Here is a 20,478-nt window from a genome sequence, read left to right as displayed (position 1 = left end):
CAAGTTTCAATTTACAAGTGACAACTCACTGTTTAATCAAGAGACATTTACTATGACGTACGCGAACTCGGCTCAAATGCCAGTGCTGTTTGTTCCCCATGGTGGCGGGCCTTTACCATTACTCAATGATGCAAATCATCGGGAATTACGGTCATATTTATCCAAGGTGGCAGAGACTATTCCCACGCCCAAGGCGATTGTTTTAGTTACCGCCCACTGGGAAGAGGCGCAGGTGACAGTGTCGAGCCATTCTCATCCTGGTATGCTGTTCGATTACTATGGTTTTCCCCCTGAGGCTTATACGCTTTCTTATCCTGCACCCGGTGAGCCGCAGCTTGCCGAAACCATTGCCAGTTTACTTAAGGCAAGCGGCATTGAGGTACGGTTGGATAATCAACGTGCCTTCGATCACGGCACCTTTGTGCCACTTAAGTTGATGTATCCTGAGGCCAACATTCCTGTGGTGCAAATGTCCTTAGTGCAGCATCTAGACTCGAGTGCCCATATTGCTATCGGTGAAGCATTGGCATCATTACGTACCCAAGGGGTGCTGATTGTGGGGTCTGGCATGTCGTTTCACAATATGCGCGCGTTTTTCTCCGGCGATCCTAAGGTGTTGCCTCGCAGCCAAGCGTTTGATACTTGGTTAACCGATGTAGTGACATCAGGCGATAACCACGCCAAGGCACAATTAATCGATTGGCAATCGGCGCCAGAGGCGCGTTTTAGTCACCCAAGGGAAGAGCATTTAATTCCTTTACATGTGTGTTTTGGGGCGGCGCATTTACAGACGCCAAAAGCCACGCATCAATTTAGTGGCGTGTTATTTAACACGGCAATCTCGGCTTATCTCTGGTCTTAATTTGTCCCTAAAAGCAAAAGGTTCATCATGTTGTGCGTTTGGCGCATCATGACGAACCTTTTTGTACTTTAACCTAGCTAATTGGTGGCTGGCTCTTACTCAGTAATGGGGACAACTCTGAGATGTTGGTATTCCAGCTTAAGCGGTAAACACCAGTCCCACACTGAATAGGGTACTGAAAATCATAGTAAGTTTTGCTGTGCGTCCCAATAGTGGATTAAGCGCCTCACCCGATACAGCATAGAAATCGCTACTGAGTTTACGGGCGATAAGCAGAGATAAACCCGCCAACAATACCGGTAATCCAGGCAGAATGCCCAGTAAGAATCCCGCGATCACTAAACCAAAGGGTAAGTAAATTAAGGCTTGATACAAGACTTTGGCCTGTGCCTCGCCAATCCTCACGGCTAGGGTATGTTTGCCCGCTTGGGTGTCGGTGCGAATATCGCGGGTGTTGTTAACTAACATAATGGCGGCGTTAAATAAGCCAATCGCACAGCCAAGTAGCCACGCATTCAAATTAGTATCACCTGCCTGCAAATAATAACTGCCGACCACAGCCACTAAGCCAAAAAACACAAAGGCGGCAACTTCGCCTAGCCCGTGTGAGGCTAAAGGATAAGGTCCGCCGCTGTAGCCGAGGGCGCCTAAAATCGCCGCCGCCGCTAAAATCGCTATTGGCCAACCACCGTGCCAAATCAAATAGGAACCTACTGTTAACGCGAGTAATAAGCAGAAGATCATCGCATTACGTACTTTATAGGCTGGGATCATCCCGCTTTGCGTCACGCGAACTGGGCCAATACGTTCGGCAGTATCGATACCATTTTTAAAATCAAAATAGTCATTGGCGAGGTTGACAGCGATCTGCAATAAAATCGCGCACAACATCGATGTCACGGCAATTAACCAACTGAAACGCTCAAGGTGCAGCGCCAGAATATTACCAATTAACAGGGGACCGATTGCCGCGGGTAAGGTGCGAGGTCTGATGGCTAAAATCCAAGGATTCATGATGTCTAGTCGTTATCTAAAAAGGAATGAGTAGTGAACAGCGCCATAGCATAACAAGAAATTACCCTAAAGTGAGTACTATCTAATACACGCATGTAATAGAGTTTGAATTGGCGCACAGATGTTTCGCGGTTAGGGAAAAGATTTGCCGCCAATGTCAAAGAAAATCCACATTGTCTGTGCTTTTATAGTTTATGCCGTTTACCCGTATGTCATTGGTAAAGCCAGTAACTTAACGCTGATAGAGCTTTGAGTGTAAGGCAAGTCATCGGGCTTAGCTGCCGGAGAATGAGCACGTCACCTTTATGTCAATGATAAGGATTCGATAGGATGCGTTTCGATAACCAAGTGGCGTTGATCACCGGAGCTGGCGCTGGGCTTGGGAGAGCCTATGCCATTATGTTGGCAGAGCGGGGCGCCAAAGTGGTGCTTGTCGACCAACCTAAGGTGTCCTCTAAACGCCCAAAACACCCAGATGCTGACTATAGCAATGATGAATTGCGCCAAACCCATGAGACGATTTTAAAACTCGGGGCCGAGTGCCTTTGCTTTGAGGTGGATGTCAGTCAACAGATGGATGTTAAGACTATGGTGAATAGCTTGCTTCAATGTTGGCAGGGCGTGGATATATTAATCAATAATGCCGGTGTTTATGGTGCTCGTCCTTTTGAGCATATTCAACAAGCTGAGTGGCAGCGGCAGTTTGACGTTGATGTTAATGGCAGTTTTTATCTGACTCAAGCAATATGGCCAGCGATGAAAGCACAGGGTTATGGCCGCATTTTGATGACAACGGGGGTTTCGGCACTCTTTGGTGATTTACACCAAGTCGCATTCAGTGCCGCCAAGATGGCTTTAGTGGGAATAGTAAACAGCCTATCGATAGAGGGCGAGCAATATAACATTTATATCAATAGCTTATGCCCTCAGGCATTAACGGCTATGACTCGAAAGCATTTAGCTCCTGCGATTCAACCGCTATTTTGCTTTGATACGCTGACTGCGACCGTGGCGTTTTTAGTGAGTCCAAAGGCCCCTAATGGTCAGCATTTATTGGCGGGCGCTGGCAGTGTCAGCCACGGCAGATTCGCTGAGTTTCAGTCTATCTACTTTAGTGAGGGACAATGTACGCCCGATAAACTCGTGAAATATTGGTCAGAACTTCACAATGCCTTTCCGGTTAATTTACATTCCTGTGGTGAGGATAAAGTGTTGGCTTGGTCAAAGCAGAGCGCTCTTGAGCATCATATAAAAATTGAGTAGTTCGGCGTGCGTTTTGTTAAATCGTTAACAAACACCATGCCAAGTGACTCCCTACTGGTCAGCCCTAGTCGAACTGGGTTACCCTTGGGTATTCATTGCTAATTTTCCGTAGGATCCCATGAGTCAGGTATTAGACGATCTCTTATCATTATTATCCCTTGAGCAAATCGAAATCGGGCTGTTTCGCGGTCAAAGTCAAGACCTAGGATTTGGGCATGTGTTTGGTGGGCAAGTCATGGGACAGGCCTTGAGCGCGGCTAAGCAAACCGTACTAGCAGAGCGGCAAGTGCATTCGCTCCACTCTTATTTTTTACGCGCAGGCGATGAGAAGTTACCCATAGTGTATGAAGTTGAAAATATGCGCGATGGAGGCAGCTTTAGTGCTAGGCGGGTGAGTGCAATACAAAAGGGACGGCCGATTTTTCATATGACCTGTTCCTTCCAAGAACCCGAGGTGGGTTTTGAACATCAAGCACAGATGCCGCAGGTGCCTGGCCCTGAAGGTTTATTAAATCAAAATGAGTTGGCTATGACCTTAAGGGATAAAGTCCCTGCAAGGATCCTTGAAAAGTTTATGGAAGACGCGCCAATTGAGATGCGCTTAGTCAACCCTCTGCATCCCTTCGCACCTAAAGAAACTGAGCCATATCGCTATGTGTGGTTAAGGGCGAATGGTGCAATGCCAACAGATAGTCATATCCATGAATATTTACTAGCCTATGCTTCCGACTTTAATTTTTTAGTCACGGCGGCTCAGCCCCATGGCGTGTCGTTTTTAACCCCGGGCATCCGCATGGCAACCATAGATCATGCGATGTGGTTCCACCGACCCATTAATATGGGAGAATGGTTGCTCTATAGTATCGATAGCCCAAATGCCAGTGGTGGGCGTGGGTATGTCCGAGGACAATTTTTTAATCAGCAGGGCGAGCTTGTCGCATCGACGACCCAAGAGGGGCTGATCCGTATGGTAAAAGGAAGCTAATATGTTACTGAAATTAAAAATATTTATTCTATTCTGTTTAAGCTCATTGACGATGACTGGTTGCGTAACGGTACAACCTGAACCTCCCATTATCATCAATGGTGCGGCGGGTTATTTAGAGAAAATTATCTTGCCACAAGGCAGTGAAATTACTATTGCCATTATCGATTTGAATACTCCGGGGGCCATTATTGCTCAAAAAAGCTTTAATATCGCCCGAGCACCTGTGCCATTTAAGTTCTTATTACCCGCGCAATCAATCGATAAACGTATTAATTATGGCGTAGTGGCTATGATCAAGTACCAGGACAAGGTGATTTTCCAGACCTATGATCGTTTCCCTGTGATTAATAATGGTAAATACACCACTGAAGTATTGATGAAGGCGGTGATGATTAATCAGTAAAGCATGTGTTATTTTAAAAAGCCCTTTTCGTAAGGGCTTTTTGTTTGGTAAATCGCGATTATTTTTTATTTCCTATCTCGAGCTTAATATCATTCATCTTGTTTGGTGTAGGGGTATTCGGTAACGTTGATGGCATAATGCGATTATTTATTGCGTTTATCATATGTAATTTTTAGCTATTTGAAATTATTTCATCTATAAATTTAAGTTGTTTTCTTATCTTTTAATCAGAATGCGTAACCGTTAATTCTCTCTTGATTCTCTATGCTACTTAATGGCGATAGATAACTTGTCTTTTATTTTTAAGTAGTTGCTAAAATTCCTTTTGTTTAAGTAAACAGTTTACCATTCGCTTATGTTTTAAAAATCGATTTTTTATTGAGTATGGCATGCTTATTAACTGTTTTTATGGGTAATTGTTCCGTTAATAAGGTGTTTCAATATGTATCACTCCGTGTTAAAACGCTGAGCTGAAGTTCTATTGGTAACAGAAATTTAATCGATTCCTGTACTGAATAAATATTAAAAATTGAACTTTATAGAAATAAATCGATATAGCGAAGGAAGCGACAATGAAAACAAAAATTGCACTAGCAGTGTCTATGGCACTGTTGTCATCTGCAGCAAATGCACAGACAGTATTATCTCCAACGGGTGAAACAATACAGTTAGATATTCCAGCCGAATTATCAAATGACTCAACTCGAGGCAGATTAACCGCAGTTAATAACCAAGATGTAAAATTTATTCCTGAACCAGAATTTGCCGAAGGTGAGCATACTTATATTGTTCGCTTACGTGACAGTGCTGTCGCGAATTATCAAGGGGAGATTCCTGGCTTCAAAGCAACTAGCCCACAACATATACAGTCGACCTCACAGGCAAAAGGCACAGGAAAGACTGGCAATGTTAAACTTAACGCCGCGGCTCCTGAGGTGAAAAACTACGTTAGTTTCCTTAAGGTTAAGCAAGAGCGCTTTTTGACGAGTGCCAGCGCAGCGATTGGTACACCGCTAGAGCCATTAACCACCTACCAATATGCACTCAATGGTATCGCTGTGCGTATGACGCAGGCGCAAGCGATAAAAATGGCTGAACTACCAGAGGTGATTTATATCGAACGTGAGCGTATTGAGCAGCTTGAGACCGATGTGAGTCAGGCACTGATCGGCTCCCCAAAGGTGTGGGACGGTAGTGCTACTGGTACCAAGGCAATGGGTGAGGGCGTGGTTGTGGCGATCATCGACTCAGGGATTAACTCTGATCATGCCTCGTTTGCCGATATTGGCGGGGATGGTTATGACCATACAAACCCCTTAGGCCAAGGGATTTATATTGGTGATTGTAAAACCGATTTTGCCAGCATGTGTAACGATAAGCTGATTGGTGTGCGTAGTTACCCCGAAATCACCGATATCTATGACGACGAAAAGATTTTTGGTGCGACGCCTCCCGCTAAAAATGGTGAAGACTACGGTGGTCATGGCTCGCATGTGGCCAGCACCGCGGCAGGGAATATCTTGCTTGATGTGCCTTATGTTGATGGAGAGGTTGGTAAGCTAGAAGGTGATGGTATCGCAACTGGCTTAAAGTTTGCGCAAATCTCTGGTGTGGCTCCCCATGCAAACATTATTGCATATCAAATCTGTAGACCTGGGGATGCGGGTGACAAGTATTCAGGTTGCCCGACTGTACCGATTCTGAAAGCCATAGATGATGCGATTAAAGATGGCGTGGATGTGATTAACTTCTCCATCAGTGGTGGCGGTAATCCATGGAATAGCGCCACTGAGCAGGGGTTTTTAGCGGCGCGTAATGCGGGCATTTTTGCTGCAGTCGCTGCTGGGAATACTCGTCCAGCAACCGCAACCAGTGCCGCAATCACCCAGTCACCTTATTCGACTCCCAAAAATGCCCCATGGTATACCTCGGTGGCTAACTCGACTCACAATCGTGAAGTGGTACATGAGCTGGAATTTAATGGTAAGACATTTGAATTCACCCCTGGCTCTGGCCCTGTGCAAACCGAAGTGGTTAAAGGACTTCCAGTGTTTGCTGGCTCTGTCGATGCGACCAATGTGGAAGGTTGTAAAGTCTTCCCCGCCGATGCCTTTAAAGACAAAATAGCGGTCATTAAACGGGGAACATGCGATTTTGCGACTAAAGTATCGGGTGCGTTAACTGCGGGTGCTAAAGCGGTGATCGTGTATAACCGTGATGGTGAAGGTAATGCGCGTTTTACCATGTCAGCATTAGAGAAATTAAATGTACCTGCGGTATTTATTGGTAACACCGATGGCGTAGCCTTAATCGAGGCCATGGCCGCCAATCCTGCTGTAGAGTTAACTTTAACCCCGACACCGCAAGCGATTAGCCGTGAGGCCGATGTGTTATCGGCTGGCTCACTGATTGGCCCAAATGCGACCAATGATGTGATTGTGCCTTCGGTGGCCGCGCCTGGTTCGGATATTTACGCTGCTTATTCTGATCAACAATTTGGTCACGATAAATCGGGCACAAATCCTGCCGACTTTACCCTCATGTCGGGCACTTCAATGGCAAGTCCCCATGTTGCGGGTGCTGGCGCACTGTTAAAGTCGCTGCATAAAGATTGGACGCCGGACAATATCCGCTCCGCATTAATGCTGACTGCAACGACCGCTCAGGCGATGAAAAAAGCCGATGCTAAAACCGTTGCCGATCCGTTTGACGTGGGCGCTGGCCGAATTCGCGTGGATTTAGCCGCTAAAGCCGGTTTAGTGATGGATGAAAGCGCACTGAACTATGAAATTGCAAATCCCTTATTGAACGGCGATCCTCGTAAGCTCAACGTGCCTAGTATGGCTGATTCTCGTTGTGTGAATACCTGTACTTGGACCCGTACCGTAACCGCAACCCAAGATGGTAGCTGGACGGCGAAGGGCCAAGCGGTGACTGATAAGCTGGCACTAACGGTATCGCCTGAAAGCTTTACCCTGAAAAAAGGTGCGAGCCAAACCATTACTGTCACCGCCGATGTAACGCAAGTGGGCGCAGATTGGGGCTTTGGCAACTTAGTGCTCGAGTCAGCTAACTACCCTACGGCGACTATGCCGATTGCGGCTAAGATTGGTAAGCGTAACCTGCCAAACTTGGTGAGCATTCAAGCGACTCGTAATGCGGATGAGATCACTCTTGAAGGCTTAAAGGCGGTGGATTTTGCTAGCGTTGGCGCCGAAGTGACAGGCCTCAAGCTAAGCCAAATCATGGAGTCAAGCGTGAAGCAAGACTCGAATAATGCTTCATATACAGATGATCTTGAAGATGGCGTCAAAGTGTTTAAGTTTGACGTTAATGAAAATGCACTGTATTTCCGAACCTCAATTAGCTACACCACATCGCCCGATCTTGATATGTATGTGCTACTCGATAAAAACGATGGCAGCAAACTTGCGCGAGCGGGCTCATCAGCCAGAGATGGTTCACAGGAAAGTGTCTTACTCAATAATCCGGTTAAGGGCACTTATTACGTCATTGTACAAAACTATACTGCTTCAACAGCCACGGCTGATGATGTGTTTGGTTTAAAACAATTGACCCTCTATGACACGGCTGAGGATAACCTCACTGCGACGCTTTCTGGCGATACCAATGACTTTGACGTTAAGCTGACGTGGAAGGATGCGCTCAAAGTCGGTGACGATGGTTTAGCTATGCTGACCTTCACCACTGGCGATGACAAAGTGGCACCAGTGAAGCTCCCCGTCGTCTTTGAACGTGTCGGTGATGATGTGCTGTCGCCTCTGGGCAATACGCTGAGCGGTCAGTTAACACCGGGCGTGGCTAAGATGATGAAAACCCGTATCGAAGCCAATAAAACCCAAGTAACACGTGTTTATAACTTAGAAGCTATGCTGCCTGAAGGCCATGAAGTGGCTAACATCAGCCATGACGGTAAGCAAGATGGCAATAAGATCACTTGGACGATCGAGATGCCATCGGGCGCTGAAGCGAAAGACATCAGTTTTGAGCTGGTTCCACGTAAGGCAGGTGTTGATAATGAGTTAAGCCTGTCGAACAAGGTCAATAACGCGTCGTCAGAAACCTTGACTCAGAGCTATCAGTTTGATGTTGCGGAAGTGGCGCCTGTGGCTAAGGTTGAAGCGCCAACCGCAGTCCAAGAAGGTAAGCCGCTGTTTATCGATGCCAGTAAATCATCGGATGCGAATAATGATCCGCTGACCTACAAGTGGACTCAGTTAGGTGGCGCAAGCTTTAATTTTGACCCCGCAGCGGCCAAATTAAACTTAGTGGCGCCAAGTGTGAATGGCGCGGCACAAACCGTATCATTCCAACTGACGGTATCCGATAACCACGGCAATAGCGATTCGAGCTTAGTATCTGTCTCTATTACCGATACTCCGCCGAAGAAGGATGACGGTGGTGCTTTAGGCTGGTTAAGTTTATTACTGCTGCCATTTGCCTTTGGTCGCCGTAAACTGCGCTAAGTGGTTCGAGCTGAAACCGGTTAACCTTAGCATGTTTAAGGGTTAACCTTGATGAGGGCCGAGATTATCGGCCCTTTTTTATTGCCCGTTTATTATCGATTTTTCATTAAAAATTCCACAAAGGCGCGGTCGGCTTGGCTGACGGGGCGCTGTTTTTTCCACGCAATATGCAGATTTAAAAACACTGGCGGATCAAAGGGTTTCGCGAGGATGTCATCCTTAGGACTGATAGCCATTTCGAGTACGCTAGTGATACCAAATCCCTGTGACACAATTTGTTTGATCAAGTTAATCAGATTGGTCTCAAAGGCAATATTGGGCTTTTTACCCAAGTCTTTTGCCTGAGAGAGGATCCACTCGCGGTGAAAATAGCCGGTTTTGAACATTACCAGTTCATGGTCAAAGAAGTCGTTTAAGCTCACGGCAGAATGCTCGGCAAGTGGATGCTCGGCGCCCATGGCTATCACCATCTGCTCACGGATCAGTAATTGGCTATCAAAATCACTCTGCAGATCTTGGGCAGTAATGATAGCAATATCCACTTCTTCCTGTTGTAACATCCGCAGTGCGTCACGGGTACCGCCTTCGAACAGTGACAGCTTTAACTCGGGATATTGATGACGAAACGCCATAAGGCGTGAGGGCAGATAGAAGGAGCCCAGCATACCCGGCACCGCAATCCGAACTTCCCCCAAAGTGAGATTCGCCATGGCACGGATTTGTGCTTCCGCCTGCTTGATTTGTTTTAGGATCAACGTGGCATGTTGATGCAGCACTAAGCCTTCGGCGGTGAGCGCGAGGTGCTTGTCATTCTTATTACTGGTGCGATTAATCAGTGTCACTCCAAGTGACTGCTCAAGCCGTTTAATACTTTGACTCAGGGCAGGCTGCGCCATATTGAGCTTCTTGGCCGCGGCGGTAAAACTGCCAGTATTTGCAAGTGCATCTAAGTGTTTAAGTTGGCGTATATCCATGGTGTGAGCCTTTTGCTTGTGATGCACGCTTACGCGCGACAATTTGCGATAACCATGTCAGTTATAAAAATTTGCCATAACAAAAATCAATAATGTCGATATAAATTATCTATTATTGTTATGTTATGCCCAGTGCTAACCTTTGTCTATTCTTAGAGTGAGGCGTTATCGAGGCTAAAAGTGCAAGCCGTGTTAGACACTATTATCGACAATAAACAACGTGATACCCGACTGATGTGGGCACTGTGTGTGGCTTCCGTGGTGGTATATATCAATCTGTATTTGATGCAGGGCATGTTACCGCTGATCGCTGAGCATTTTGCCGTATCGGGATCGCAGGCTACGCTCATTCTCTCTGTGACCAGTTTTTCATTGGCATTTTCCCTATTAATTTATGCGGTTGTGTCCGACAGAATTGGCCGGCATACGCCGATTGTGGTGAGTCTTTGGTTATTGGCATTGTCGAACCTGCTGCTGATTTGGGCTGGGGACTTTAATGCGCTTGTGTATGTGCGTTTTTTACAAGGCGTATTGCTCGCTGCGGTGCCTGCCATTGCCATGGCTTATTTTAAGGAGCAACTCTCGCCAAGCACTATGCTCAAAGCCGCGGGCATTTACATTATGGCCAATAGTATCGGCGGGATTGTTGGGCGTCTGCTGGGCGGGTTGATGTCGCAGTTTTTATCTTGGCAGGAGTCCATGTGGCTGCTGTTTTTAGTGACCCTAGCAGGTGTTGCCTTGACCAGTTTTTTATTGCCATCTGGCGCGGATGCTAAGGCGATATCTGGCGGGCAAACCTCGGCGCCTTCAGTCTCAAAACGGGCTCGGTTACTTCAAGATTTTTACGGCTTTAGTCACCATCTAACCGATCCACAAATGCGGTTAGCCTATGCCATCGGTGGGATCACTTTTATGATGATGGTGAATCAATTTAGCTTTATTCAACTGCATTTGATGGCCTCGCCCTACGAGTGGAGCCGCTTTCAAGCGACCTTGATTTTTTTGTGTTACTCCAGTGGTACTGTGGCCTCCTATTTTACCGCTAAGTGGCTGGCAAAATTTGGTCAGCACAAGTTATATCAATGGTCTTGGTGTTTGATGCTGTTGGGCAGTTTATTGACCCTGTTTGATACCACCGCCACCATTTGCATGGGCTTTTTGATGACGGCATGTGGATTCTTCTTAACCCACAGTTGTTGCAACTCTTTTGTGGCGATGCGCGCAAGCCGCGATCGCGCCAAGGCCACTTCGCTGTATCTGTGTTGCTATTACTTAGGCGCCGCTTTGGGCGGACCTTACTTGATGTTATTTTGGCATAAAGCCGAATGGCAAGGGGTGGTGATGGGGTCGTTAACGCTGCTTGCGTTAATTGCATTGTCAATCAGTCGTCTGCGTTATCACCAAACGAAGATGAGCCCAATTGCGGCATAAGCTGCTTTAGTGCTTGACCTAAATACCCATAGATGACTATAAAAGCAAAGGCCAACAATTCAGTGTTGGCCTTTGCTTTTGCAATTAATAAGGTAAAACACCCCCATGACCCAAGCTAAGTTTGTTGAAGGTTCAATTCTTCGCCATATTCTCGTGATGAGTTCAACCGCTGCGGTGGGGATTTCTGCGTTATTTGTAGTCGATTTACTGGATATATTTTTCTTAAGCTTATTGGGCGAACATGAATTAGCCGCGGCTGTAGGTTATGCGGGCAGTATTTCATTTTTTACCACATCAATTGGCATAGGTCTCTCCATTGCGCTCGGGGCCTTGGTGTCTCGCTCTATCGGCGCTAAGGATATCGAATTAGCGAAACGCCTATTACTTAACAGTGCGGTGGTGACCACGATCATTAGTGTGTTGGTCAGCATTGTGGTCACGACTTTTATTCCTGAGTTAGTCACGCTTGTGGGGGCCAGCGGTCATACTGCCGAGCTTGCAGAGAGTTATCTGTATATTTTGGTGCCGTCGCTGCCGTTCATCTGTCTCGCAATGGCCCTTGGCGGTGCGCTGCGTGCCGTGGGAGATGCAAAACTTTCGATGATGTCGACCTTAGCGGGGGGCGGCGTGAATGCTGTGCTGGATCCTATTTTTATTTTCCTGTTTGCGATGGGGATTGAAGGGGCTGCACTGGCATCTGTATTGGCTCGTATTGCGGTATTTATCATCGCGGGTCGGGGTGTTGTGGTCAAACATCAACTCCTTGGCAGGTTTAATCTTCACTATTTTAAAGCCGATCTTAAACCGATTTTCGCCATTGCAGGACCAGCCATACTGACCAACATTGCCACACCAATTGGTAATGCGTTTGTGACCCGGGCAATTGCGGATTTTGGTGATGCTTATGTTGCGGGTTGGGCGGTACTCGGCAGGTTAGTGCCTGTCACTTTTGGGATGATTTTTGCCTTATCCGGCGCTATTGGGCCTATTGTTGGGCAAAACTTTGGAGCAGGACGATTCGATCGGGTGCGCGAAAGTTTAACGAAGGCGATTCAATTTTGTACCTTGTATGTGGTGGTGATGTCGTTACTTTTGTTTTTACTTAAAGCGCAGATCGTCAGTTTGTTTGATATGAAGGGCGATAGTGCGGCACTTATTGAATTTTTCTGCAGCTATATTGCGGTGTTTTTTATCTTCTCTGGGATTTTATTTGTCGCAAACGCCTCCTTTAATAATTTGGGTAAGGCCAAATATTCCACCTTATTTAATGTGGGCAAGGCGACTTTAGGCACTGTTCCCTTTGTGTATATGGGCGCGCAGTGGGGCGGGGTTTATGGGGTACTTATCGGCCAAGTAATAGGCTCAATTCTTTTTGGTGTTTTAGGGGTTTGGGTTGCCTATCGTTTAGTTGATAAGGTCGCGTTGACATCGACCGGACATGGTGTTGCTGGCTTAGCAGCCGATGTGGACGAATTGATGACGAATGAGGTGGCACAGAATCTACCGAGTGCAACTAGCCCTCTTTCATCCTCCTGCGCGCAGATGGCACAATTGACGGAAGAGCAAGAAATGGAGCCTGTTATACCCTTTATTGAGCAACAGGATAATGCTAAGCGTTAATGTATGTAGTGACTAGGGCGTGTTGATGTTTCGAGATTAGATTTTGTTCGTTCTGGCAAGCACGTGCTCGCGAAACGAGGAATGATGTATAGTTATTCTACTCAAATGACGAGTGACAAAGAGCAAGGGCTTGCCAGACGAACCCTTCGGGCAGCATTTGGCTGGCTTTTCTGCCGCGTTATCGTCCGTTTATGTAGAATAACTACACTGCACGGACTTTGCCTTGCATAAAAGCCAGCCACATTGCTGCAAAAATAACCCTGAAACGTCAACAGGCCCTAATAACTGACTATTTAAAATAAAAATGCCACAGTCTGGTGTGGCATTACATATTGGTCTTATTAGCGCATAAGTTTGTTTTTATTAAACAATATTATTGCTCAGTTGTTGCCTCTTGTGGCTCACTTGCTGCTGATTCTATTTCTGCAGCCGCAGCAAGTGCTGCGATCTTGGCGCGTTCAGCCTTAGAGATATAGCCAGATTTTGCGGGTGCGCCAATGGTGGCTGGATCGACTTTATTCAGTCTGGCTTTAGCACGTTTCGCAATTTTTTTGATGATCTTTTGTTTCTTGTTCATAAAGTCTCTAATGTCGTTCGCACCCGCTAAGCGCAGGAATATGAGGCCAATGGCTCAATTGAGGTCGAATTCTAACTTAAATCGCGCAAACTGACCATGTTTTGCTGTATTTTGTGCCGTACTATCGGCATTTTGACTGGATAAATAGAGGGATTAACCTTGTTAACTGACATCACTTTTTTTGAACGCTTTGAACACGATATTTTGATGGGCAAGAAAACGATTACGTTACGTAATGAAGCTGAATCCCATGTGATACCAGGGCAAATCCTCCCTGTGTCGACCTTTGAAACTCATCGTTGGTTTTGTGACATCCAAGTGTTGGAGGTAATGCCAATAACATTGTCTGGACTCACAACACTGCACGCCCAACAAGAAAATATGACCTTACCCGAACTGCACCAGGTGATTGCCGAGATTTATCCCGGCCTTGAACAGTTATATATGATCCGTTTTAAGGTGCTAACAAAATAATAAAGGCTGCGATGCAGCCTTTTTAATGAGTGATGTCAAGCTATCCCGTCATATCATGCTTTGGCTGTCCACGGTAAGAGTTTTTGGGCGATACGATTCGATTCGCCAAGTCGGACTGCGGCGCGGTAACGCATTCTATAGAGGAGTTGATAACACAATGGCACCAAATATAGGCTAGTTACGGTTGAGAAAGACAAGCCGCCAATAATGGCAATTGCCATCGGATAATATGGCGGGCCGCCGCCACCAATTTGGGTATCGCCCATCGCCAGTGGCACTAAACCTAGTACGGTTGTTCCTACTGTCATCAGTACCGGGCGCAAACGGGTAATACACACTTCGCGAATGGTGTCCGACAGCTTATCGAGATCGGGTGTCATTTGGTTGATTTGATCGACCAAGACGATACCGTTATTTACCACGATGCCCATTAAAATCAGGATACCGATCATCGCCATGACCGACATAGGCGTGCCTGTGAGCAGCAACGCCCAAAACACACCCGTTATCGAGAAGAGGATTGAGGTAATAATGGCCGTCGGTAATAACAAGGACTCAAATAGTGCCGCCATCACGATGTAAATCATAGCGATAGCAAGTAACATATTGATTGCCATGATACTTTGGTCTTCATCTTGGCGTTCAAAACCGCCCCGTAGCGAATAGTTATAGCCATCAGGAAAACGCACATTCTCCATCACTTGTTTGATCTTAGTTTGGGCTTCCTCTGTGGTGAGATTATCTAAGTTCGCCCCGATAGAAAGCGAAGTTTGGCGATTATAGTGCTTGATGGTATCGAACCTAGGTTGGATCTCGATACTGGCAAGGTTATCAAGGGTATACAAACGTTGGTCGATACGCACGATCGGCAGTTGTTTTAGCTTCTCGAGGGATTTTTGCCATTCCTTCTCATAGGCCATTTCGATACGCAGTTCCCCATTAGGATCGTGCCTAAATGAGCGTAGCGGTGAGCCGCGCAATGCCATTGAGATGCTAGAAGCTACTTCGTTGAGTTTTAAATCCAGTCGTGCCGCCATCTGACGATTTATGCGGATCACGACTTCCTGCTGCGCGCCGTTTACTTCGGAGCGCACATCCACTAACCCTTTAATATTGGAGAGTAAGGGTAATACTTGCTCACTCAAATGGATAAGCTCTGAAGTGGAGCGACCAGTGAGCGTGACGCGTACGCCCGAGTTATCATTGCCCCAGCCAAATTGAGGCTTAGCAATAGAGAATTTAGGAAAACCGCTGCGGATTTTCTTCTTTAATTCATCCAGTGGCATGGGCAAGTCTTTTTTCAGCAAAATCACCGAAGAGGCATCGTCGGGCGCATAGTAGCTATACACTGAGTCGATATGGAATTCCTCTTTATTATTATAAAGATACTCTTCCATTTGGCTCACCATTGCCTCGGTCACATTGAGGTTATGGCGACCCTCCACTTGGTAGTTGACGTAAATGCGCTCCTTGCTTTGGCTGTCCTCCTGATCCTGCTTAACCATCGATAGCGGCAGGGCGGTGGATACTAAAATCGCCACCGAAATTAGACCTGAACGCCAAGGACGCAGTAGCACCCAATTGAGGCTACGGTTGTAGAAGTTTTGCAACTTACCTGGCGCTTTCTCTGGCGTGATATCGAAGTGGAACTTAGTTAACATCAATGGAATTAATGTTTTAGCCACTAACAGTGAGGCCGCCAGCGAAATACAAATCGCAATCGCCACATGCTCAAGGAAGATGGTGAGCTCGACTTTAACCCCAAAGATGTTGGGTAAAAATACGATAGCCGTGGTCATAGTGCCCGCAAGTACGGCAAGACTGACCTTATCGACCCCTGTCATGACCGCATTTTCATTGTCTTGAACACTCTTAGTATTTTTGCCTTGTTTCTCCTGCAGCACACTCTCGGTGACCACGACCGCATTATCGATAAGCATACCGACCGCCAATAACAGTCCCATCATCGACAGAATGTTTAAGCTGTAACCCAGCAGATACATGGCGGCCAGTGTCATACCTATCGAAATCGGCACAGATGACACCACAATCAAGGTCATCTTGAAGTTTCTCAGGAATAAATACAGGACGATAAAAGACAGCAAGGCGCCGATTAATCCCGACAGCAGCAGATCCGAGAGAGAGGATTTTACCCCAGAGGCTTGATCTTCCATGATAAACAAGCGGATACCTTGGAATTGTTGATCTTGCTTGGCAAGCTCAATCACCTTTAATACCCGATCAGACACTTCCACTAAGTTGGCGCCGGATTCTTTAAACACATCCAGACCCACGGCGTAATGCTTATCTAAGTGACGACCTTCGACCCGTTCAGGTAGCGCAAATTGCACATCGGCAACGTCACCTAAGGTCAGCCCTGGTAATAATACTAGGGCTTTAATGTCCTCTAAATTACGAAATTCGCCCTTAGGAGACACCTGATAAACCAGATTACTTTCCCTTAAGGTGCCAGCGCTGAGTACAAAGTTTTCGCGGCCGAGACGTGTCTGTAACTCGGTTGCCGAATAACCACTAGCGGCAAGACGGTTGGCATTGATCCTGACCTCAATCTGCTTTTGCTCAACCCCATAGAGATTGACTTTAGACACCCCTTCGACCCGCTCCAGCGGGCGCTTAAGCTGCTTATCAAGCAAGTCGAATGCGCCAGAAAGCTCGCGGTCGCTCGAAATCCGTATGGTCAATACTGGCATATCGGCGGTGGAGAATTGGCGGATAAACACCCGCTCAACATCCTTGGGCAATAAGTGCCGCACCGCATCGATTTTTTCCCGCGCTTCTAAGCTCTTAGTGGCAACGTTTTCGCCCCATTTCATATTGATTTCGATTTCCGCCCCCTCTTGGGAGGATTCGGATTCGAGCTCATCGATACCGCCCATAGTGGCGAGGGACTCTTCGAGCACCTTAGTGATATCGCGCTCGACTTCCGCTGGGGTTGAGCCTTTGTAAGGCACTTGCACTACGATTTGCGGAATATCGATGCCAGGGAACATTTCGAGCGGCAGTAGGCGGCTAGAAGCCAGACCAAACAGCAAGATAGCAAAGAAAAACATGCTGGTGGTGACTGGGCGTTTTATCGCTAAACGGGTGAGGTTCATAGGCGAGCCTCCGCGGTTTCTGCCGTGTTGTCTTGCGCTGTGGCGGTATGTTCAAACTTTTTACGGTCAAACAGGGCGTAGAGCACTGGGATAACAATCAGGGTCAACAGGGTCGAGAGGCTCAGACCAAAGATCACGGTAATCGCCATCGGTGCACGGACTTCTGAGCCATCGCCTAGCCCTAATGCCATAGGGAGCAGACCTAGTACAGTGGTGAGCGTTGTCATCATAATCGGGCGAAGACGGGATTTCGCTGCGACTTTTATGGCTTCAAGCTTCTGCACGCCCTCAGCACGTAGTTGATTTATTCTATCCACTAATACAATGGCATTATTGACGACGATCCCCGCCAGCATGATAAGGCCAATAAAGACCACCACGCTTAGATGGGTTTGGGTGATATAAAGACCAAGCACACTTCCAGCCAGTGCCATTGGTACAGCGAATAAAATGAGCAATGGATGCAGCAGTGACTCAAATTGGCTTGCCATCACGAGGTATACCAAGAACACAGCTAGGATCAATGCAATTTTTAGTGATTGGAATGAATGCTCCATTTCCTCATTCTGGCCACCGAAACGGGCTTGCACCGACGCTGGCAATACCTGCGTAGACAGGATTTGCTGTGCCTGGGCTACGGCATCACTTAAGTCGCCGTAGGCAAGGTTTGCCGATACCAAGGCCACCCTTTGTTGACTGATACGGTTAATCGCCGATGGGCCTAATTGCAGTGATACTTCTGCTACTGCACTAAGGGCTATGGGTTGGGAGCTGTCAGGGTTGATAATTAAGGTATCGATGTCGCTAATTTGATCCCGCTCATCCAGTTGACTCCGAACGAGAATATCAATCTTGCGATCACGAACCGTATATTGACTGGCGACAGTGCCACCAACACGTTGGGCAATGCGATTGGCAACCGTCGGGGCATCCATTCCTAATGCGGCTAAACGAGCATGATCGAAACGGATGCTCAATTCTGGCTGACCATCACGCAGGCTAGTATTTACATCGGCAAAGCGATCAGATGCTGACAACGCCTTAACAAGGTTATCGGCACTGCGTTTTAGTAAGGTTAAATCGTAGCCTGTTAGCTCAATCTCCAATGGCGTCTTAAAGCTAAAGAGTTCAGGTTGCTCGATTTTTGCCTCAAGCTCGGGGATGCGGCGCGCCGTGTCTCGTAGCACTTGCGTCACCTGATGATAGGCGTTGTGATCTCCAAGTACGACCTGTAATCTGCCCCAGTTTTCGCCGCCACGAGCGGTATCTGAGGTCATTAACCCTCCGCTGCCCGCTTGGCTGTAGGCATGTTTCACTTCTGGTCTGTCTTTAATCGACATCGCCAGTTGTTGCAAAACCCTATCGGTTTCACCCACAGCTGTGCCAGGTGGTAGCAGTATTTCAACATAGAATTCCCCTTGGTTCATCGGTGGAATTAATTCCATTCCTAAACGGGGAAGCAAGCTAATACAGGCACCCGTGATCCCAATCGTCAGTAGTAACGTCATGATTTGCTTACGCAGCGCCAAAGCCAGTAGCTTATGGTAAATAGACTCGATACTATGGTACACAACATTAAAGCCATTGCTCAGCGGGCGCATCACTAAGCCAAACAACCACGAAAAGAAGCGGCCAATAATCAACACTAAGGTGAGTAAGGCACTCGGCAAGTAACTAAATAGCAACACAATCGGGAAGGAGAACACCGTCGCACTATAGTGTTTTAATTTGCCAAGTTTAGTGGTCGGTTTTTCCTTCGGCGTTTTATTCATGAGCTCCGGCAAAGCTTTAAATCCTTCCCGTGAGGCCAGCATCGGAATCGAGGTTAAGGCAACTAGCAAGGAGGCCAAGAGCGCAAAGGTCACCGTTAAGGCTTGATCTGAAAAGAGGGCGCCAGCAATCCCATCGACAAAAACTAAGGGAACAAACACCGCGAGCGTCGTCATTGTCGAGGCGAAAATCGCGCCAGCGACCTCCTTAGTACCCGTGACCGCAGCATCCAATTTACTCATGCCTTCACTGCGACAGCGGTCGATGTTTTCGAGTACCACAATCGCGTTGTCAACCAACAGACCAATCGCCAGCGCAATACCACCTAATGACATGATGTTTAAGCTGATATCGGCAAAGTACATCATGTTAAAGGTAGCGATCACCGAGAAGGGGATTGAGATAGAGATAATCAGCGTCGGGATAATATTGCGCAGGAACAGATAAATCACCAGCATGGACAAAATGCTGCCTATTAACGCTGAAGAGGTCACTTCACTGACGGCACTTTCGATAAATTCTGATTGATCGTAAATCACTTCCAGTTTGTTCTGCTGAGGATCTTTGTTGATCTTCAATAGCTCATCGCGCAATTTTTTGGCAACGGCGACCGTGTTTGCATCACCTTCCTTATAAATAGCCAGTTCTATCGATTCTTGGCTACCGATACGGGTGATATCGCTGCGCTCTTTAAAGGCATCGGTAATCGTAGCGACTTCAAATAGACGTACTAAGGTTTGTGCGTCGCGATAGACGATCACATGCCCTAGTTCTTCCAATGAATTGAATTGGTTAAGGGTTCGTACCAGATATTCGCGGTCGCCTTGGATCACTTTGCCCGCAGATAAGTTGATGTTTTCCTCGTTGATGCGACGCTTAATGTCATCGGCATTTAAATTGAGTTGGGATAATTTTTCCTGATTGAGCTGAATATGCACTTCCTGTTCTAAACCGCCGGATAAACGCACAGCGGCAACCCCAGAAAGAGCCTCTAGGCGGCGCTTAAGCTCTTCTTCTGCGTAGGTGCGCATCTGTTTGAGCTCTGTCTCAGTGGCATTTGGTACAGACAGCGCTAGGCGCATGATAGGATCAAGGTTGGGGTTAAAGCGCAGTAGTAATGGCTTTTTAACATCAAGCGGCAGGGCGATAGTGTCGAGTTTTTCACGCACATCGAGACTTGCCATATCCATAGTAGTGCCCCATTCAAACTCGAGTACCACATCGGACATGCCTGAGCGAGAAATAGAGCTGATCTTACGTAAGCCTTTCACCACACCGACGGCTTCTTCAATGGGTTTTGAGACCAGCTGCTCCACTTCAACGGGCGCAGCACCGTCGTACATGGTGCGGATCGTCAGGGTAGGATAGCTTAAATCGGGCAGGAGTTTTACCGCTAAGCGCGAAAACCCGACCATACCGAATAACATAATGGCCAGCATGAACATCCATACCGTGACTGGCCGTTTAACTGAGGTGCTAATGATTGACATGAAAGACTC

Annotated in this window: 13 protein-coding genes; 8 read left to right on the top strand and 5 right to left on the bottom strand. The window is 47.1% G+C overall.

Annotated elements, in window-relative coordinates; all coding sequences use genetic code 11:
* Nucleotides 1-52: 52 nt before the first annotated feature.
* Nucleotides 53-862: a DODA-type extradiol aromatic ring-opening family dioxygenase gene (locus tag CEQ32_RS06720; RefSeq protein ID WP_088585736.1), complete on the top strand. Its 810-nt coding sequence runs from the start codon at nucleotides 53-55 to the stop codon at nucleotides 860-862.
* A gap of 138 nt (nucleotides 863-1,000) precedes the next feature.
* On the opposite strand, the gene CEQ32_RS06715 is transcribed toward CEQ32_RS06720, so the two are convergent.
* A complete protein-coding gene (locus CEQ32_RS06715; RefSeq protein ID WP_037425645.1) occupies nucleotides 1,001-1,876 on the bottom strand; it encodes a 1,4-dihydroxy-2-naphthoate polyprenyltransferase in 876 nt (291 codons plus the stop codon).
* Between the two features lie 330 nt (nucleotides 1,877-2,206).
* Here CEQ32_RS06715 and CEQ32_RS06710 point away from each other — a divergent pair, with 330 nt between their 5' ends.
* From CEQ32_RS06710 to CEQ32_RS06695, 4 genes are all read left to right on the top strand, one after another.
* Nucleotides 2,207-3,139, top strand: a complete 933-nt coding sequence (locus tag CEQ32_RS06710; RefSeq protein WP_088585735.1) for an SDR family NAD(P)-dependent oxidoreductase — start codon at nucleotides 2,207-2,209, stop codon at nucleotides 3,137-3,139.
* Between the two features lie 118 nt (nucleotides 3,140-3,257).
* Nucleotides 3,258-4,124: an acyl-CoA thioesterase II gene (gene tesB, locus CEQ32_RS06705; RefSeq protein ID WP_088585734.1), complete on the top strand. Its 867-nt coding sequence runs from the start codon at nucleotides 3,258-3,260 to the stop codon at nucleotides 4,122-4,124.
* Nucleotide 4,125: 1 nt separating this feature from the next.
* Entirely contained in the window at nucleotides 4,126-4,530 is a 405-nt protein-coding gene (locus CEQ32_RS06700; protein ID WP_047537248.1) for a YbaY family lipoprotein, read from the top strand.
* A 572-nt stretch (nucleotides 4,531-5,102) separates the two neighbouring features.
* Nucleotides 5,103-9,017 (top strand): S8 family serine peptidase, encoded by a 3,915-nt coding sequence (locus tag CEQ32_RS06695; RefSeq protein WP_088585733.1) that lies wholly within the window; start codon nucleotides 5,103-5,105, stop codon nucleotides 9,015-9,017.
* Between the two features lie 92 nt (nucleotides 9,018-9,109).
* Here CEQ32_RS06695 and CEQ32_RS06690 read toward each other — a convergent pair whose 3' ends face one another.
* Complete coding sequence (locus tag CEQ32_RS06690) at nucleotides 9,110-9,991, bottom strand: LysR family transcriptional regulator (RefSeq protein WP_088585732.1); 882 nt, start codon at nucleotides 9,989-9,991, stop codon at nucleotides 9,110-9,112.
* 180 nt (nucleotides 9,992-10,171) lie between these two features.
* Here CEQ32_RS06690 and CEQ32_RS06685 point away from each other — a divergent pair, with 180 nt between their 5' ends.
* Together CEQ32_RS06685 and CEQ32_RS06680 are read left to right on the top strand one after the other, a co-directional pair.
* Entirely contained in the window at nucleotides 10,172-11,422 is a 1,251-nt protein-coding gene (locus tag CEQ32_RS06685) for an MFS transporter (RefSeq protein ID WP_088585731.1), read from the top strand.
* Nucleotides 11,423-11,527: 105 nt separating this feature from the next.
* Nucleotides 11,528-13,042 carry an MATE family efflux transporter gene (locus tag CEQ32_RS06680; RefSeq protein ID WP_069454763.1) on the top strand — a complete coding sequence of 505 codons (1,515 nt, stop codon included), beginning with the start codon at nucleotides 11,528-11,530 and terminating at the stop codon, nucleotides 13,040-13,042.
* A 373-nt stretch (nucleotides 13,043-13,415) separates the two neighbouring features.
* On the opposite strand, the gene CEQ32_RS06670 is transcribed toward CEQ32_RS06680, so the two are convergent.
* The gene (locus tag CEQ32_RS06670) at nucleotides 13,416-13,619 is read right to left on the bottom strand and encodes a DUF2986 domain-containing protein (RefSeq protein WP_037425629.1); all 204 of its coding nucleotides are present in this window, start codon (nucleotides 13,617-13,619) and stop codon (nucleotides 13,416-13,418) included.
* A gap of 207 nt (nucleotides 13,620-13,826) precedes the next feature.
* On the opposite strand from CEQ32_RS06670, the gene yqfB reads away from it, so the two are divergent.
* Nucleotides 13,827-14,093 (top strand): N(4)-acetylcytidine aminohydrolase, encoded by a 267-nt coding sequence (gene yqfB, locus CEQ32_RS06665; protein ID WP_055648124.1) that lies wholly within the window; start codon nucleotides 13,827-13,829, stop codon nucleotides 14,091-14,093.
* A gap of 53 nt (nucleotides 14,094-14,146) precedes the next feature.
* Here yqfB and CEQ32_RS06660 read toward each other — a convergent pair whose 3' ends face one another.
* Both CEQ32_RS06660 and CEQ32_RS06655 read right to left on the bottom strand, forming a co-directional pair.
* The gene (locus CEQ32_RS06660) at nucleotides 14,147-17,209 is read right to left on the bottom strand and encodes an efflux RND transporter permease subunit (protein ID WP_088585730.1); all 3,063 of its coding nucleotides are present in this window, start codon (nucleotides 17,207-17,209) and stop codon (nucleotides 14,147-14,149) included.
* Nucleotides 17,206-20,469, bottom strand: a complete 3,264-nt coding sequence (locus CEQ32_RS06655; RefSeq protein ID WP_088585729.1) for an efflux RND transporter permease subunit — start codon at nucleotides 20,467-20,469, stop codon at nucleotides 17,206-17,208. Before CEQ32_RS06655 ends, CEQ32_RS06660 begins: the two co-directional genes overlap by 4 nt.
* Between the last annotated feature and the right edge of the window lie 9 nt (nucleotides 20,470-20,478).

The organism is Shewanella sp. FDAARGOS_354, from assembly GCF_002209245.2.
Taxonomy (GTDB): domain Bacteria; phylum Pseudomonadota; class Gammaproteobacteria; order Enterobacterales; family Shewanellaceae; genus Shewanella; species Shewanella xiamenensis.
This window is presented reverse-complemented; position numbering and strand designations above follow the sequence as displayed.